Origin of the sequence: Saccharothrix ecbatanensis (genome assembly GCF_014205015.1) — a bacterium.
Lineage (GTDB): Bacteria > Actinomycetota > Actinomycetes > Mycobacteriales > Pseudonocardiaceae > Actinosynnema > Actinosynnema ecbatanense.
Genome location: NZ_JACHMO010000001.1, coordinates 1,095,103 through 1,111,575, shown reverse-complemented (window position 1 = coordinate 1,111,575; position 16,473 = coordinate 1,095,103). Strand labels below are relative to the sequence as shown.

The 16,473-nt window shown below is 69.1% G+C and carries 14 protein-coding genes and 1 CRISPR repeat array; of the genes, 10 read left to right on the top strand and 4 right to left on the bottom strand.

What is annotated here, in order from left to right; all coding sequences use genetic code 11:
- Window positions 1-1,014 precede the first annotated feature (1,014 nt).
- Together F4560_RS05035 and F4560_RS05030 are read left to right on the top strand one after the other, a co-directional pair.
- Entirely contained in the window at window positions 1,015-1,263 is a 249-nt protein-coding gene (locus F4560_RS05035) for a hypothetical protein (protein ID WP_184916885.1), read from the top strand.
- Window positions 1,264-1,367: 104 nt separating this feature from the next.
- The gene (locus F4560_RS05030) at window positions 1,368-1,886 is read left to right on the top strand and encodes an NUDIX domain-containing protein (RefSeq protein ID WP_312868476.1); all 519 of its coding nucleotides are present in this window, start codon (window positions 1,368-1,370) and stop codon (window positions 1,884-1,886) included.
- 42 nt (window positions 1,887-1,928) lie between these two features.
- Here the strand turns inward: F4560_RS05030 and F4560_RS05025 are convergent, their stop codons facing one another.
- The gene (locus tag F4560_RS05025; protein WP_184916882.1) at window positions 1,929-3,149 is read right to left on the bottom strand and encodes an acyl-CoA dehydrogenase family protein; all 1,221 of its coding nucleotides are present in this window, start codon (window positions 3,147-3,149) and stop codon (window positions 1,929-1,931) included.
- The gene (locus F4560_RS45405) at window positions 3,146-3,952 is read right to left on the bottom strand and encodes a hypothetical protein (RefSeq protein ID WP_184916879.1); all 807 of its coding nucleotides are present in this window, start codon (window positions 3,950-3,952) and stop codon (window positions 3,146-3,148) included. Before F4560_RS45405 ends, F4560_RS05025 begins: the two co-directional genes overlap by 4 nt.
- A gap of 193 nt (window positions 3,953-4,145) precedes the next feature.
- On the opposite strand from F4560_RS45405, the gene F4560_RS05015 reads away from it, so the two are divergent.
- Both F4560_RS05015 and F4560_RS05010 read left to right on the top strand, forming a co-directional pair.
- Window positions 4,146-5,525 (top strand): helix-turn-helix domain-containing protein, encoded by a 1,380-nt coding sequence (locus F4560_RS05015; RefSeq protein ID WP_184916876.1) that lies wholly within the window; start codon window positions 4,146-4,148, stop codon window positions 5,523-5,525.
- Between the two features lie 643 nt (window positions 5,526-6,168).
- The gene (locus tag F4560_RS05010) at window positions 6,169-6,648 is read left to right on the top strand and encodes an Imm1 family immunity protein (RefSeq protein WP_184916873.1); all 480 of its coding nucleotides are present in this window, start codon (window positions 6,169-6,171) and stop codon (window positions 6,646-6,648) included.
- Window positions 6,649-7,059: 411 nt separating this feature from the next.
- A CRISPR array of direct repeats spans window positions 7,060-7,636; the repeat unit is 28 nt; unit sequence GTCTTCCCCGCGCGAGCGGGGGTGGTCC.
- A gap of 124 nt (window positions 7,637-7,760) precedes the next feature.
- Here the strand turns inward: F4560_RS05010 and F4560_RS05005 are convergent.
- Window positions 7,761-8,801: a LysR family transcriptional regulator gene (locus F4560_RS05005; RefSeq protein WP_312868473.1), complete on the bottom strand. Its 1,041-nt coding sequence runs from the start codon at window positions 8,799-8,801 to the stop codon at window positions 7,761-7,763.
- Window positions 8,802-9,005: 204 nt separating this feature from the next.
- Here F4560_RS05005 and F4560_RS05000 point away from each other — a divergent pair, with 204 nt between their 5' ends.
- Genes F4560_RS05000 through F4560_RS04985 form a run of 4 tightly spaced genes read left to right on the top strand, consistent with a single transcriptional unit; the run spans window position 9,006 to window position 12,175 of the window.
- The gene (locus tag F4560_RS05000; protein ID WP_312868471.1) at window positions 9,006-10,115 is read left to right on the top strand and encodes a radical SAM protein; all 1,110 of its coding nucleotides are present in this window, start codon (window positions 9,006-9,008) and stop codon (window positions 10,113-10,115) included.
- Window positions 10,112-10,789 carry a dTMP kinase gene (tmk, locus tag F4560_RS04995; RefSeq protein ID WP_184916864.1) on the top strand — a complete coding sequence of 226 codons (678 nt, stop codon included), beginning with the start codon at window positions 10,112-10,114 and terminating at the stop codon, window positions 10,787-10,789. The genes F4560_RS05000 and tmk overlap by 4 nt, the downstream gene beginning before the upstream one ends.
- Window positions 10,780-11,622, top strand: a complete 843-nt coding sequence (locus F4560_RS04990) for an endonuclease/exonuclease/phosphatase family protein (protein WP_184916861.1) — start codon at window positions 10,780-10,782, stop codon at window positions 11,620-11,622. Before tmk ends, F4560_RS04990 begins: the two co-directional genes overlap by 10 nt.
- A 55-nt stretch (window positions 11,623-11,677) precedes the next feature.
- On the top strand, window positions 11,678-12,175 hold the full coding sequence (locus tag F4560_RS04985) for an NUDIX hydrolase (protein WP_184916857.1): 498 nt from the start codon (window positions 11,678-11,680) through the stop codon (window positions 12,173-12,175).
- A 24-nt stretch (window positions 12,176-12,199) separates the two neighbouring features.
- On the opposite strand, the gene F4560_RS04980 is transcribed toward F4560_RS04985, so the two are convergent.
- Window positions 12,200-12,493 carry a hypothetical protein gene (locus tag F4560_RS04980; RefSeq protein WP_184916854.1) on the bottom strand — a complete coding sequence of 98 codons (294 nt, stop codon included), beginning with the start codon at window positions 12,491-12,493 and terminating at the stop codon, window positions 12,200-12,202.
- Between the two features lie 1,704 nt (window positions 12,494-14,197).
- Here F4560_RS04980 and F4560_RS04975 point away from each other — a divergent pair.
- Window positions 14,198-14,563 (top strand): hypothetical protein, encoded by a 366-nt coding sequence (locus F4560_RS04975; protein ID WP_184916851.1) that lies wholly within the window; start codon window positions 14,198-14,200, stop codon window positions 14,561-14,563.
- Window positions 14,553-15,578, top strand: a complete 1,026-nt coding sequence (locus F4560_RS04970) for a Crp/Fnr family transcriptional regulator (RefSeq protein WP_184916849.1) — start codon at window positions 14,553-14,555, stop codon at window positions 15,576-15,578. The genes F4560_RS04975 and F4560_RS04970 overlap by 11 nt, the downstream gene beginning before the upstream one ends.
- Window positions 15,579-16,473 lie beyond the last annotated feature (895 nt).

Here is a 16,473-nt window from a genome sequence, read left to right as displayed (position 1 = left end):
CCCGGGACATACTCGGCCGCAGCGGCTGCCGCGAACTCCTCACCGACCAACCAAACACGCGAACTGACCGACTGGTCGACGCCTGTGCCCTGGGCAGCGGCACGCTTCCGGCCCACGCTGCTGGCAGATCTCACGGCAGCGCTGGCCACCGCCGAGAGGTCATGGAGCAGGAATCCACAGCAGCCTAGCCGCAGCTCAGGCCACCTGGCCGACTTTGGTGCTCCACCGGCTCAACCGCCAAGTCACGGCAGTACACCAAGCTCGTACAGACGCACCGCAGCTGCCGCGATGCCGGACCCCGCGGTACCGCCGCCCCAGACGAAGGCAAGCACTCTCCAGGCATCCTTGCGTTGCTGTGGATCGGTGCTGTGGATCGGTGCTGTGGATCGCCACGCCGGTCGCGCGCCATGCCAGCGCGGCGGAGAACAGGACGTATAGGCCGATGAGCCAAGGCCACATGCAGACACTCCTCACTTAAAGATCAAGTGAGGTAGAACCTTTGGGCCCCAGGCGGTTCCTACCAGGCAGCTACCAGTTTGCATAGATCTTCGAGCCAAACTACACCGGAGAGTACTTAGACAATTACGGTGTGCGCTCCGATAACTACACTCTGCAAACCGCACCGATGCGGTCGATACGTGGTCCATCAGAGAACCAAGCCCACCAACCCTGTTCAACGACGACCGGACCAAGACGGTCATGCGGGCACGTCGAGCCCGGGAAGGCGGTGCCGCTGGATCCGGAAGCGTTGGCGTTCGCCGGGCACTACGACATCGACATCGAGGTGCCGGCCGGTCGTTCAGCTCGCTCGACGACCTGGACGCGGCTTTCCTCGCCTGGTGCCGAAGCGGCGGGCAGAAACCCACCGCACGCGCGGCAGGTGATCGGCGAGCGCGCCACGCGTGATCACGCCGCGCTGCGCGACCCCGGCCAAGCCCTACGTGGTGACCGACCGACACGTTGCGCCACGTCCGCAAGGACTGCCCGGTCTCCTACTAGGCCAATCTCTACTCGGTGCCCGCGGTGAAGATCGGCCACCGGCAACTGGTCGAGAACTGTGCCACCGCCACGACGATCAACCTGCACTCGCTCGTGCCCGACGCCGACGGCGTCACACTGCCAGGCCCCAAAGCCTGGGTGAGTACCGGCGGTTCCGATACTCGGACGGACGCGCCTGTTGGCCGCCGACCTCGCCGGCGGCCTGCGGCCGCGCGCGACCCGGACACGATCGAGGAAGAGGTCTACGAGGACGACCCCGCATGAGCCGATGGCCGGGTACCTGACCTGCTCCACCTGTTGCCCCGCCGCGCGGGCATGACACGGTCCCTGGTGTGCGGCTTGGCGGTCGGGTGGTTAGGGTGCCGGAGGTGACCGCGTCGAAGTCTGGTGGGCCTGCCGCGACCGCTGTGTTGCCCGTGGAGCAGTACGTGGCAGGTCTTGCCCGCAAGCGGATGGCCGCCGGGGTGTTGTTCCGCGACCGGACGGGTCGGGTATTGCTGGTCGAGCCCTCCTACAAGCCGAACTTCGAGGTCCCCGGCGGTGCGGTGGAGGCCGACGAGTCGCCGTGGGCGACCGCGACCCGGGAACTGGCCGAGGAGTTGGGTTGGGACCGGCCGTTGGGTCGGCTGCTGGTGGTGGACTACGTGCGCCCGCAGGACTCCCGACCGGAGGGTGTGGTGTTCGTCTTCGACGGCGGTGTGCTGGACGAGACGGACCTGGTGGGGATGGTGTTCCCGGACGGCGAGATCGTCTCCGCCGGCTTCCACACACTCACCGAGGCGCGGGACAGGGTAAAGCCGTTGTTGGCCGACCGCCTCGCCGCGGCGTTGCAGGCCGTGGAGCAGGGCGTGACCGTGCTGTGCGAGCAGGGCCGGCGCATCGCCTGAGTCCAGCGCTGCGCCGACCCTTGCCGTGGTAGGGCTACGCGATCATCGGGCGGTCGTCGGGGCAGACTCCGCCTCGGGACGCGGCACCGGGATCACGGTGTCGTCCCGCGTGGTGGTGTGGTGTCTGCCCGCTGCGCGGAACAGGCTGTCGTGGATGCCGTCGGCGTAGAGCAGTCCGCCCAGGTCGCGGCGGGTCTTGGCGGTCAGGCAGTCGGCGCGGAACCCGGCCGCGCCCAGCAGGAGCGCCAGTTCGGCGGCGGCGGAGTCGGCGGTGTCGACGCCGTGCGCCTTCGTCGCCGCGCCCCACAGTTCGGCGTTCTCGTGCCCGGCGTCGGCCAGGTGGGACGCCGCGGCGGCGCCGAGCAGCGCTGTGACGAGTTGGGCGTGCGTGCGGCCGAGGGTGATCAGCGCCGAGTCCCGCAGCCGGGGCAGATCACCCGTGGCCTGTCGGGCGGCGAGTGTGGCGGTAACGGTGTCGAAGACCGCCGCCGCGCCGCCCAACGCGGTGGCCGTGACCAGGGGCCGGTAGCCGGCGAAGTGCTCGCGCAGCACCATCATCCCGTCGCCGTGCAGGACATCCTGCGGGCGCACCGGCACGGCGTCCAGGTCGAGGATGCCCCAGGTCCAGCCCGCCAGTCCGGTCGGCGGGACCGGTTGGCGGTGCAGGCCCGGTGCGGTGGCGTCCATCGCGGCGGCGGCCAGTCGGCCGTCCGGTGCGCGGAAGAACAGCAGGAACACCGAGGCTTCGGCCAGGCGGCTGATCCAAGTCTTGCGACCGGAGACCAGCCAGGTGCCGTCCGCCGCGACCACCGCGCGGGTCCGGGTGGCGGCCGGGCGGGATCCGCCGTGCGGTTCGGTGACGGCGATCCCGGCCAGTTCACCGGCCAGCAGGTGCGGCAGCCAAGCCCGCCGGGTCTGAGGGCTGCCGTGACGGGCGATGAGCACACCGTGTCCCAGTCCGGTGGCGTCGCGCAGGTCGATGTCGCGGTAGCCGCACACGAACTGCGCGAACACCCGGAACAGGTGGTTGCGGGTGTCGATGTGGCCCCGGACGGCCAGCTCCCGTCGTACGGCCAGCAGCCGGCGGCTGCGTTCGGCCCCGGCGGGCAGGTCCCCGCCCACCGGGTAGGCGGCCAGGGTCTCGTCCAATGCGGTGGCCAGCGCCTCCAGCCGGGTCCAGTCAACCCGGTCGGCGGGGTCGAGCACGGGGTGCAGCGGGCGCAGCCAGCCAGCGACCGCCTCGCCGAGGGCGGTGGCGTTCACCGGGCCTCCCCGTGGACGCGGGCGGGGTGGCCGTAGGCCAGCGCGCCGGGCGGGACGTCGCGGGTGACGAGGGAGCCGGCCCCGACCAGGGCGTGCTCGCCGATCCTCACCCCGGCCAGCACCACACAGCCGGTGCCGACCTTCGCGCCGGTGTCGAACCTCGGTGCCACCAGGGTCGGTTCGCGGTACGGGTCGCGCCAGGTCAGGGTCTTGTCGTTAATCGTGCGCACCCCGGCGCCGAGGAACACCCGGTCGGCCAGCACGGCGGAGCTGGTGATGTGCGAGCCGGGTGAGCAGCGCACGTCCCGGCCGATGAGGGTGTCTCGTTCCACGGTCAGGTGATGCCCAAGCTGGGTGTCCGCGCCGACCCGCACGGCGGTGCGCAGCAGCGTGTGGTGCCCGATCAAGGTGTTCACCCCGATCTCGACGTCCGCGTACACGACCGCGCCGGAACGGACCACCACGCCCGCGCCGATCACCGTGCCGCCGCCGACGCCGGGCCGGATGCGCCCGACCGCGTACCCGAGCTCGGGCTTGCCGAGCACTGTGTGCTCCTCGATCCGGGCCTGCTCGCCGACCGTCGTGCCGCCGTGGACCACGGCGAACGGACCGATCACCGCGCCGGAGCGGATCACGACCGGTCGCGGTTCGCCCAGCTCGTCGGCGGGCACGAACACCGCGAACCGGCTGATCACGATGTCCGGTTCGGCGTGCAGCAGGCCCGCGCGGTCCAGTTCGGCCGCGGTCAGCTCCCGACCGGTGGTGGCCGAGGGTGGTCTTGACGGTGTCGTGGGGGTGGTCATCGTGTCCCTCCGACCGCGGCAGGGATGGGTGGACTGCCGCAGCAGCCTCCAGGACACACCCGGCCCACGCCGCTGACCTGCGGTGTTGCCGATGACGGCGGACAGGTTTGCGAAGTGCGCAAATCTGCTGGGACGGACAGTGACCAGGTGGCTACGCTCCAAGGTCCTGGGTCTGATGCGGGGAGCGCAGACGATGGAACCACCGCGTGCGATCTGGCACACCGACGAGGTCCGCGCCGCCGTCGACTCCGGTGACCTCGGGGCGGTCGTGCGCGGCGTCCGCCGCGCCAACCACCTGACCCTCGCCGACCTCGCCGACCGGTGCGGCTACTCCGTCTCGACGTTGTCGCGTATGGAACGCGGCAAGCAGCCGCTGGGCGACGTGCGGGTGCTGCGCGTCCTGGTCGACGCGCTGCACATCCCGCCAGCCCTGCTCGGGCTGGCCGACACCCCGCGACGGTCGGTGCGTGCGCCGGCACCCGTCGCTAGGGTCGGCGTGATCCTGATGCCGGGCGAGGGGACCGATCCGATGCGCCGACGCACGCTGCTGGCGGGACTGACCGGCATGGCCGGAACCGCGGTGCTCGGCACCACCTCCCCTCAGGCCTTCGCCGCCGGCGATCCGGTGGCAGTGCTGCGCAACGCGCTGCTCGACCCGTCCGCGCCCGGAGGCGTCCCGGTCGCGCTGCCGCAGTTGCGGCAGCGGATGGCCGCCGCGCAGTCGGTGTTCCAACTCGGCCGCTACACCGACGTCGCCGACCGGCTCCCCGGCCTGCTGTCCACCGCGACGGCCACCCGCAACGACACCTCCGCGGGCAGCGGGCACGCGGCGGCCAACGGGATGCTCTCCGAGCTGTACGCGCTGACCTCCGAGCTGATGATCAAGCTCGGCGACGACCGGCTCGCCTGGACCACCGCCGACCGGGCGTTGCAGGCCTCCCACGGCACCGACGACGTCCTCACCCAGGCAGCCGTACGCCGGGCCTGGGCGATCGTGCTGCGCCGCGCCGGACACGCCGACACCGCGCAACGCCTGGTCGTCGACACCGCCACGGCCCTGCAACCCGACCTGCACCGCGGACCCGAATACCTGTCGGTGTACGGGTCGCTGCTGTCCACCGCCGCCTACACCGCCGCTGTCGACGGCGACCGCGACACCGCCCACGACCTGCTCGCCGAAGCCGTCGACACCGCCACGCGGCTCGGCGCCGACGCCAACCACCGGTTCACCGCCTTCGGCCCCACCGCGATCGGGCTGTACCGGATCAGCATCGCCCGCGTCCTGGGCGACTTCGGCACCGCCGTCGAAGCCGCACGACGGATCGACCCCACAGCCATCCCGCTGGTCGAGCGCCGCGCCCGCTACTGGTCCGATGTCGCCCGCTCGTTCCACCACTGGGGCAAACCCGAACAGTGCTACCGCGCGCTGCTGGCCGCCGAACACGCCTCCCCCGACGAGGTCCGCTACCGCAAACCCATCCAGCAGATCACCACGAGTCTGCTGCGGCACCCGACCGCGAACACCCTGCCGGGCCTGCGCGCGTTCGCCACGCGTACCGGCACACCCGCGTAACCGGACAGCGTTGCCGAACAGCACGCTGACGGAATGTCCGGAGACGGCAGGCGCTCACTCGGGATAGCTCCAATTCGACACCCAGCAGGTGGGGCCAGGCCACCGGTCCGCCCAGCGGAGAAGTACAGGTGCTGACGCGGCAACCCGTGCCCTTCCAACAGCACCCACGCGGTCCGGCGCAACAGGAGGGCTTGTGCGCTCGTTGCTCGGGGTCGTTCAGCGACGGGCCTACGGACTCCACCAGCAGCCCGGCCAGTCCGTCCGGCACCTGCGCCGCCGTGATCACGGCATCCGAGGTGGCGATCGCGTTACGGCGTTTGAGACTGGCAGGCTTCAATGATCAAGTAGTCGGTGTTCTCGACCGAAGGCAACTGACTGTGATCAATGATGCCTGACAATCTCAATCGTCCACGCTGGGATGACAGTGCGTCGCCCATTGCTCAAGTGGAGACGCAGTGGTCAGCCGCACCAGGCGCGGCGGGCCGCTGGCGTTCTGGACGGGTTACTTGATCAGCGCGTAGAGCTTGCCGAACAGGCGGCCTGCGCGATCGAGCACCGTAGAAGTCGCGGTCGAAGAGGTCTTCGATGTCGGCGTCGCCGGTTCCGGTGAATTCCTTGGAAGGAGTCCTCGGTTAGTGCCGCATTGAACATCTGGTACTACCGCGATGACAGCTGCGGCGACGGAGGCGAACCGGAAGTCGTCACCACACAGGAGGCGTTGGACCGGATCCTGGACTACATCCAGGACCACCCGCAGCCCCACCCACCGGTGCTCACCGTGCGAGACCGGCCTCGGCTGATGGACGGCAGGTACCCCGACCACGAGGTCAAGATCGACGCAAACCGACACGCGGGTATCGGGGCGATCCTGTGCAGCGGCCCGGCAGACTTCGCACCGGATGCCGACGTGTCGGGTGAGGGCGGAGACAGCTGGATGTCGCTGGCCCCGACCGTCCACCCGCGGACAAGCGCACCTGCGCTGTACATGGACAAGGCGACCCGGACGAAGTTCCCGGACAACGCCGTGGTGCCCCTGGAGTTGTGGAGGGCCGCCCTCCACGAACTGCTCGAGACAGGCAAACGTCCGACCTGCGTGCAGTGGCAAGAAACCGACGTGTTCTGAGCGGTGTCACACTGCCTTGACCAGACACGCGGACGGGTGAGGTGACAGCCACTGCAACCTGGTTCAAGACCTCGGCGACCGGGCGAAAACCCCTTGTTTCCGGATCAGCGACCGGGCAGGCCGGTTCACCACCTCGTTCGACACGGTCCTGACCGAGGCCGTTGTTGACGTCGTGAAGACTTCGCCAGGTGGAAACGGCTTCGCCGAGCCGTTCGTCGGCATCGTCAACCACGACCGCGCCCTCGTCTTGATCCCTGGCATCGATTCCGATCCGGAAGCGCGTTCATGTCCTCGCTGCGGAGATCCGATGGGCCGGAGGCCGGTTCGAGATGCGATTTATCGTAGAGCGGTCCCCACACCAAACCGATGCTGAAACGGCGACTCGTCGCGTAACGTAGCTGGTCAGGAAGTGTCTTCCCCGCGCGAGCGGGGGTGGTCCCACTGGCATCGCGCGCGGGGATCGTCCCTTCCCGTCTTCCCCGCGCGAGCGGGGGTGGTCCCTCGGGAGCCTGGTTTTACGGCGGCCACCCGAAGTCTTCCCCGCGCGAGCGGGGGTGGTCCCGAATCGCGCATACCGCACCCGTGTGGGGACGTGTCTTCCCCGCGCGAGGGGGGGTGGTCCGGTCGTGTGGCTGGTCGCGGGCGCGTTCCTCGTGTCTTCCCCGCGCGAGCGGGGGTGGTCCATATTGGCATCGCGGGCGACCAGGGAAACGAACGTCTTCCCCGCGCGAGCGGGGGTGGTCCCGGCCGCCCGGTGGTCTCCGTGACCGTGACCGCGTCTTCCCCGCGCGAGCGGGGGTGGTCCGTGATCGGATTCCGGTCAGCCGATCGCCGGGGTGTCTTCCCCGCGCGAGCGGGGGTGGTCCGCGGTACAGCTCGTCCGCGTCCTGGTCGCCCTCGTCTTCCCCGCGCGAGCGGGGGTGGTCCCGGCTTCGATCGGCATCCTGTCTGTAAGTGCAGGTCTTCCCCGCGCGAGCGGGGTGGTCCGCCCTTCGAGTCCCTGGCCACGATCTACGCCGATCAGGTCATCCATTCTTCACATGCAAGAGCGCGGGTTGCGCCTCGCACCGTTGTTGAACGGTGTGCCGATCCGTCTTCGCCTCGATGGCCTGTCATGTGGTTTGTGTGGGTGTGGCGTTGGCGAAGGCGGTCCAGAGGAGGTTGAGCGGGTGGTCGGGGGCGTAGCGGTCGCGTTCGCCTGGGCGGGCGAAGATGCCGGTGACGATCTGCAGGTCGGGGTTGTAGTCGTGGGCGAGGGGGATGTTGCGGAGGTTGGTGCCGGGCAGTGTGCCGGTGACGGCGGCGTGGGCGACGCGTTCGGTGGTGAGCATCGCGCCGTGGAGGAGTTCGTTGTCGAGCAGGGTGAGGCCGTAGTTGAGGGAGTCGATGTCGGCGACGACGTTGAGCACGCCGCGGTAGTCGGGCCCGTACCAGCGGCCGAGGAACTGGGCGAGCAGCCCGGCGGACGGGACCAGCAGTGGCAGGGCGCGCAGGGTGTCGGCGGGGACGGGTGTGTCGGGTAGTTCGCGGGTGGTGAGGTTGGTGAGCAGGGCGACGCGTTCGCGGTGCCATTCGATGAAGTCGTAGTCCAGGGCGACGGGTTGGCCGTGTTCGGCGGCGAGGCTGCCGCAGACCAGGTCGACCTGTTTGGCGTCCAGGCGTGCCCACAGGTCGCGGGTGCGGACGTGTTCGATCTTGAGTTGGATGCCGCGGCGTTCGAACTCGGTGCGCAGGCCCGGCCAGATGCTGCCGAGGAACTGGACGGTGAACTCGGTGGTGCCGACGGTGACGGTCGAGCCGACACGGCGTCGGGTGTGGTGCAGCCGGTCGTTCCACCCGCGCAGCTGGCTGATCGCGAGGTCGACGACTTCGTCACCGGACGCGGTGAAGGCGTAGTCCTTGCCGCGACCTTGTTTGAGGACAAGCGCTTCGCCGACGAGGCGGACGGCGGTGGTGTTGAGGTTGTCCAGCTGCTTCTGCACGCTGGACTGCTCGCGGCCGAGGGCTTTGGCGGCGCGTTGGGCGCTGCCGGTGACGCGGACTATGGCCAGGGTGCGGAGTTGGTCGAGGCTGAGGTCAAGCAGGTGCGGCGGGCAGTCCAGCAGTTCGGCCAGCAATGCGGCGTCGTGGTCGGGTGTCCTGGCGGCGGTCACATGCGCTCCCTCGACGTCCGTGTGATGTCCGGGCGGACACCCGGATTGTCGATGCGCGCAACGACAATCAAACTTTCCCAACGATGTCCGCCTGGACATCTTAAGCATTGCTACTGTTCGACCGAACATCTACTTGGGCGGTTCATCAGCCGTCCACAGTCACCGGCACCTTCTCCCGTGCCGAGAGATGTGGAGGTCGAAGCCGTGAGCGCACGCAGCATCATCGGACCGGACCAGGCGTCGTCGTGTTACTTCCGCACCACCGTCGACCCGCCGCACCGCAAGGCGTTGGTGCAGATCAACGAGGACTGCAACCTGCACTGCGCGCACTGCTTCGTCTCGGCCACCAAGGTCGGCAGGCAGATGCCCCTGGACGAGATCGTGCACAAGGTGGTGCCGCGGCTGGCGCAGTGCCGGGTCACCCGCGTGACCCTGACCGGTGGCGAGCCGACGCTGCACCCGGACTTCATGGCGATCGTGCGGGCGTTCCACGACGCCGGGATGCAGGTCGGGATCTGCACCAACGCCACGACCCTGGACGCCGACCGGATCGCGGAGCTGGCGGCGGTCGGCGGGGTGCACTGCAACGTGTCGCTGGACGGGTTCGCCGCCGAGTCCCACGGTCGGTTCCGCGGCGACCGCGCCTCGTTCGACGTCACCATCGCCACCGTGAAGCGGCTCGCCGAAGCCGGGTTGCTTCAGGGCCTGTTGTGCACGCCGAACACGTTGGCCCGCAACGAGGAATACGCGCAGCTGTGCGCGTTCGCCCGCGAGCACGGCGCCCGTTACGTGCTGCTCAACCCGCTGGGCAGCATGGGCCGCGGCGTGAAGTCGCAGCGGACGCTGGCCAAGACCACACTGCACATGCGGGACATCTTCGAACGCACCATCGGATTCGACGGCCCGGACCTGGACATCGCGCACATCCGCTTCCCCAACACCGAGGGCAAACCGCTCGCGGGCTGCGAGGCCGGCACCATCCTCTACGTGTTCACCCCCGGCGAGGTCACCGTCTGCCCGTACCTCGTCTTCGCCGCCCGCACCCCCACCTCGAAGCACGCCGACACCGAGTTCATCGTCGGCAACGTCTTCACCGACGCCGATCTCGCCGCGCGCCTGGACGACTACCGCTTCCACGACCGCTACAAGGTGGGCGCCAACCCCACCTGCGGCTCCTGCGCGCTCGGCGACGGCTGCGGCAAAGGCTGCCCCGCCGCCGTGATCGCGGACGGCGGACGCATCGGCGAGGTCGACACCGAGCAGTGCCCCGTCCCCACGCAAGGACGGCGGCTGCTGCCGCTGACCCCCGCATGACCACCCTCGACACCGCCCGCCTGCCAGGCACGCTGATCACCGTCGACGGCCCCGGCGGAGTCGGCAAGTCCACCACCGTCGCCCGCGTCGTCGAACTCCTCACCGCCACCGGCGCCACGGTCCACGGCACCACCCAGCCCTCCCGCACCCCGCTGGGCGAGCTGATCCGCCACGGCACCGACATCTACCGCGGCCTGGCCCTGGCGCACCTGTGCGCGGGCGACCGCCACCACCAGCTCGCCGACGAGATCCTGCCCGCCCTCGCCGACGGCGCGATCGTGGTCAGCGACCGGTACGTGCCCGCTTCCCTGGTCCTGCAAGGACTCGACGGCCTGGACGCGGACACCGTGTGGACCATCAACCACGGCGTCTACCGCCCCGACCTCGCCGTGATCCTCAACGCCGACCCGCAGGTCATCGCACGACGACTCCACCACCGCGGCGCGCACTCCCGCTTCGAACGCGCCGACGACAGCAGCACCCGCGAATCACTCGGCTACCACCACGCCGTCGACTACCTGACGGAACGAGGCTGGCCGGTGGTCACGATCGACACCACCACGGCCCACCCCGACCGGACCGCCGAGCACATCATTGACCTCGTCCGATCAGCCCACGCCCGCACGACGAACGCGACCGACAGGACCGCGCAGGAGAACCTCACATGCCCCTGAGCCTGCTCACCCTCAACCTCGGCGCCCCCTCCCTGGACCGCGCCCAACGACAGCTCGCCTGGCTCGCCACCCGGCCCGAGGACGTCCTCGTCCTCACCGAGACCAAAGCCACCCCCGGCACCCGGCACCTGGCCGACACCTTCACCGCCGCCGGCCACACCGTGACCATGCCCGACCACGCCGACGGCGAACTCGGCGTCATGATCGTCAGCAAGGTCGCGGCCCGACCCGACCGGCTCGCCGACCACCTCGACTACCTGCCCGCACGGGCGACCGGGATCGTCGTCGACACCGACCACGGCCCCATCCGAGTGCTCGGCGCCTACGTGCCCTCCCGCGACGCCTCCCTGGACAAGACCGAACGCAAGAAACGCTGGACCACCGGGTTCCTTGCCGCCCTCGACGCCACCCGCGACGACCTACCGGTACTCCTGCTGGGCGACCTCAACGTCCTCGAACCCGACCACCAACCGCCCCACCGGGGCCAGTTCGCACCGTTCGAGTACGACTTCTACCGCGACCTCACCCGACGCTGCGACCTGACCGACCTCTACCGCCACCACCACCCCGACCGCGTCGAACACAGCTGGGCCCGCCGCCCCGAACTCGGCTACCGCTACGACCACGCCCACGCCAGCCCGACCCTGGCCGACACACTCCAGACCTGCGACTACATCCACGAAACCCGGTCACACGCGGCAGACGGCACCCGGCTCACCGACCACTCAGGACTCGCCGTCACCCTCGCCGCCACCCCCACCACCCGGCTGCTAACGTCCGACCCCACCACGGTGGCCACCCCGCACGACGAACCCGAATTCACGCTCTTCTGACCGCCCCACCGGCCACCGTCCCCCGACCGCCACACCCCCGAGGGACACCGCACGGATGGCCGGCACCACCACCAGCACCACCCCGCGCATCGGCGCACGCGTACTCCTGCTCGACCCACAGGACCGCGTCCTGCTCATCCACGCCCGCGACCCCGACCAACCCCACCACCACTGGTGGGAACTCCCCGGCGGCGGCCTGGACCCCGACGAAACCCCCACCCAGGCCGCCCGACGCGAAGTCGCCGAAGAAACCGGCATCCACCTCGACCACCTCGGCCCCAAACTGTGGATCCGCGAAAGCCACTTCCACTACCGCGGACACCACCACCACCGCATCGACCACGTCTACCTCGCCCGCGCCACCACCACCACACCCCGACTGCCACTCAAACCCACCGACAACGAGAAACAAGGCCTCATCGAACGCCGCTGGCACACCCTCGACGACCTCACCCACAGCACCGACAAGCTCCTCCCGACACAGCTCCCCCAACTGCTGCACCAGATCCTCCACGGCCACCTGCCGACCGAACCACTGATCCTGCGCGACTGACCCGACACCTCCGCCGCCCTGGCCTCACCCCATCGGGCCGGACTCGTCACCCAACCGCAGGGACCGCAGGAACGCCACCCCCGCCCGGTGAGCCGGCCCGTCCGGCGGCACGACCTCCAGCAACGCCACCAGTGCGAGCAGACGGTCCTTGTCCACCGCCTCGAAATACCGCGCCAGATACAGGTTCCACCGGTTGTCGACCCGAAGCAGCACACCACCACCGCCCAGCGCGTCGTCGACCAACACCGGCGACCCGTCACACTCATCGACCCGCCACGCGGGCAACGGCGCCACCAACCGCCGGAACCGATCAACCATCCGCTCGTACTCACGCCGATCCACAACCCACCCCCGACCATCAAACCTGCGCCACACTCGCTCCGGGCGACAGCCCGACAGGCCGGGGAAGGACCACCACAGGTTCGTCGCACACACGTTCGAATCCACGTCAAGCGGAATCGTCCAACCACGCCGTCCACAAGGCATCAGGTCAGGGACGTCCGAGGAACTCGACGGGCGCTCGGAACCGGCGCCAAGACCGAAGCCGACCGACACGACGCGGCCCGCTAAGTACGTCAGCCGGTTGACAACGAACCAACGCTCGTTCACCACCCGAAAAGGCCTCCGCCTGCCACCGTCGGCCAAGCGCTGTCGCGATACGGCAACCGCACCAGCGCCCACCGCAACTTGACCGAGCCCTCACCATGATCGTTGACAGCGACGACTCCCACTCGGCTGACCGTCCACGCCTCACCGACCCGACGGGCCTAAGCTCCGTTCGAGAGGCGACTCAACATGAAGCGCCCGCCCAGAACCAAACCGATGCTAAAACGGTGATCCACCGCCTAAAGTAGCTGGTCAAGAAGTGCCTTCCCCGCGCAAGTGGGGGTGGTCCGACCGAGGTGTGGCGGTGGATCGAGCACCACGAGTCTTCCCCGCGCAAGCGGGGGTGGTCCCCGCGCTGAGTCGCACATGGAGGCCACTGCGGCGGGTCTTCCCCTCGCAAGCGGGGGTGGTCCGGGCTACCTGGAGGTCCGCTCTGATGAGCCGCGGTCTTCCCCGCGCGAGCCGGGGGTGGTCCGGTCAACACCGGCACCGGCGTGGCCATCCCGGACGTTTTCCCGGCGCGAGCGGGGGTGGTCCGGACGCCAACGAGGCGTTCGACCTCATCACGCGGTCTTCCCCGCGGGAGCGGGGGTGGTCCCGCCTGGTGGCCCGAGTTCGGCGCACCGGATCTGTCTTCCCCGCGCGAGCGGGGGTGGTCCGTCGCGGTTGCACCCGGTGGAACCGCAGCCCCTGACTTCCCCGCGCGAGCGGGGGTGGTCCCACGTGGGTGAAAGACCTCACCCTCAAGGCAACGTCTTCCACGCGCGAGCGGGGGCTGGCGCGTTCCGCCGCCGCGCTGGAGAGGCGGGCCCTGGTGCTGTAGTACAGCCGGATGATGGCCTCGTCGCGGAGTTGGACGAAATCCTTGCCCTTGCAGGTGTCCGCCTCGCTTCCTGTGGGGTGCCAGAACTCTGCACCGAGGCGCTGAGCTGAGGCGATCGCGCACCACGTGCTGCAGGAGCATGATCGTGAGGCGTGGCGCTACAACTGCTTACCTGATCTTCGTCCGGGTTGTTGGCTGGTTGGTTCTGCTCGGTCGGTCATCGGCGGCCAAGAACGTGGAGTTGCTGGTACTGCGGCACGAGGTCGCCGTACTGCGCCGGATCAACCCTCGCCCGCGACTGGATTGGGCCGCTGGGCCGCATCCCGAACGAGTACAATATGCCGCTTGACCAGCAACTATGACCTTTCGACCGCACGAAGTGGTCTTGATCCCGCGTTTATTAACGATCAGCACGGGATGAAGGCGGCCATGCTGTTCCAACCGGGTGCCAGGTCGTGACCCATTCCAGGTAGTTGATCATCTACATACCGACAGAGCCGAACGTTCGACAGAGGCACCTTGGCGTTTCCCGCTTCCGTCGTACCTGATGGGTGGATGCCTCGAACCGGATACCGCGGGTACCTTCTTGCCGCATGTGGCAATACGCCTTGTGGGGGCTGGTGGGCGCGGCTTCCAACTGCGGGGTGGTCTTCCTTGAAGCCAGCCGGCGGGTCAAGGGCTGGCCCTGGGCCCGACCGCGCGGACCGGGCGGAGGTGTGTACGCCGCTTCCATCCTCGTCCACCTGGGGCTCGGCGCGCTTACCGCCGGTGCGCTAGCTGATTCGCTGATCGTGACCAACAGCTTCGTCGCCTTCGGAACCGGTGTTGCCGCCGTCGCTTTGGTGAAGAAAGCCGGCTCGTACGCCCTGACCACCGTATCGTCGACGAAAGACGACGATCAGCAAGAAGAGCAGGACGATCACCGGACAGCCGATCGAGGTGACGACCATGGCGCGTGACAGCGTTGGTCGCCGGTTGCTCGCCGCTCTGGCCGACAGCACGACTGCCTTCGGCCCTGCGGTGGTATCCGACAGTGCTGATGCCGGCTGCGGCCGGCGCTTCCTCGCCGCGTTGACCGACACCACGCCCGCCTTCGCGGCAGGTCAGAATCCCGACTCGTACACGCCCGGACCGCAGACCCTGTCGCCAGAAGACATACACGCCGTGAAGGCCGACCGGACGAGCACCGGAACTGCCGCGTCGGTGATCGAGACGCCGAGTCACCCGACCGCGCTCCATCACACGTCGGAGCGCGCCTCCGCGCGCAATGACGATGCCGAGGATGCCCGGCTCAGTTCCACGCCGGCACGATCCGGTTACGAAGAGCCCAATCCACCGCGCTTCTGGGAACTACTCGACCCTGCCGGACACGCCCTGCTGAACTCGGTGGGCACCGTGCGGACCTTCGATCCCGGCGACGTCGTCTACCGGCAAGACGAGCGGTCCCGGCATGTGCTGGTCATACGCACTGGTCTGCTGCGCGTCACCACCACCTCGTCGAGCGGTCACGAAAAGGTGCTCGCCGTTCGCGGACCCGGCGACATCCTGGGAGAGCGATCGGCCGTGGACGGTGGACCGCACTCGGCGACCGCACGCGCGCTGGGACAGATGTCCGCACTGCTCATCCCAGCCGAACGGTTCGCCGAGCTGTGCCACCGGCAGCCGCCCATCGCATGGGCCGTGTTGAGCGTGCTGGTGTCACGGCAACGCGATCTGACCAGGCAACGCACCCAACTCAGCGGCACGGCCACCCAGCGGGTGGCCACCGTCCTGTTCGACCTCGCTTCGCAACGCGCCGCCAACTCGTCCGGCGTTGCAGCGCTGAGCCAGGGCGAGTTGGCCAGCATCGCCGGCACCTCCCGCGAGTCGCTGGTGCGCGTGCTTCGGTCGCTGCGGAAGCAGGGCATCGTGCGCACCAGCAGGCACCGCATCGACATCCTCGACCCCGACCGCCTGTACGAGTTGATCGGTTGAACAGGCTCCTACAAGTCGGCGGCGGCCGACTCGCATGTCCTGTGGGTTGTCAAAGGCGACCGGCTGGGTCCTACTACAAAATCGGCATCGTCGTCCACCACCGCGGCCAACCACCGCCACGCGGGCCCATAATCCTGATCGGCGGCCAGCGACTCTCCCAGTACCCCACGAGCACCCAGGCGATCCCCGCGATCCACCAGATCGGCCGCACGGTGGACAGTGTCGGCGGCTTCCGACCTGCCTGACACGCCGGCCTCCCGCGGTGCTGGTCGCAGACCTTCGCGCGATCGTGGGCGTCAGGAGGCTGTAGCACAGCGGGGTCGCCGCGTCGGTGCCCGCGGGTCCACGCCCCCACCATTCCCAGTCGAGCAGACCGAACCGCGGGTACAGCAGGTTCGCCCAGTGGACATCGCCGTGGACTGTCCCCCATTCGGGCACGGTGGGATCGACGGCGTCGCCGAAGCGTTGCACGATCCGCTCGGTGATCTTGTCCTGGCCGCTGTTGACGCGCGCGGTCGGTGTCGCCGCGACGGTGTCGGTGGTGCGACGCAGCTCGGCCCACCACTCATCGGCCAGGTCGACCTCCGTGCGCACTGCATCGGTCGGTGAGCAGGAACGGCCGGGCATCCGGGTGATGAGCTCGGCGCGTTGCTGTCGCCATTCCTCCCACTCGACCACGTCCAGGACGCGCGGTTTGGCGAGGTCGGCGAGAACGTTCGAGTCGAGGTTGCCCGTCCAGAGGTCGCCACCGATCCACTGCTTGTCCTCGGACGCGACGCGCAGCCAGTAATCGGTGTTGCCCTTGCGGACGGGGGCGCTGATCGACCGGTCGAGCCAGCCGAGCAGTCAATCAACTTTCTGCAAGCAGATTCGTCCAGCACGTCAACCAGGCGAG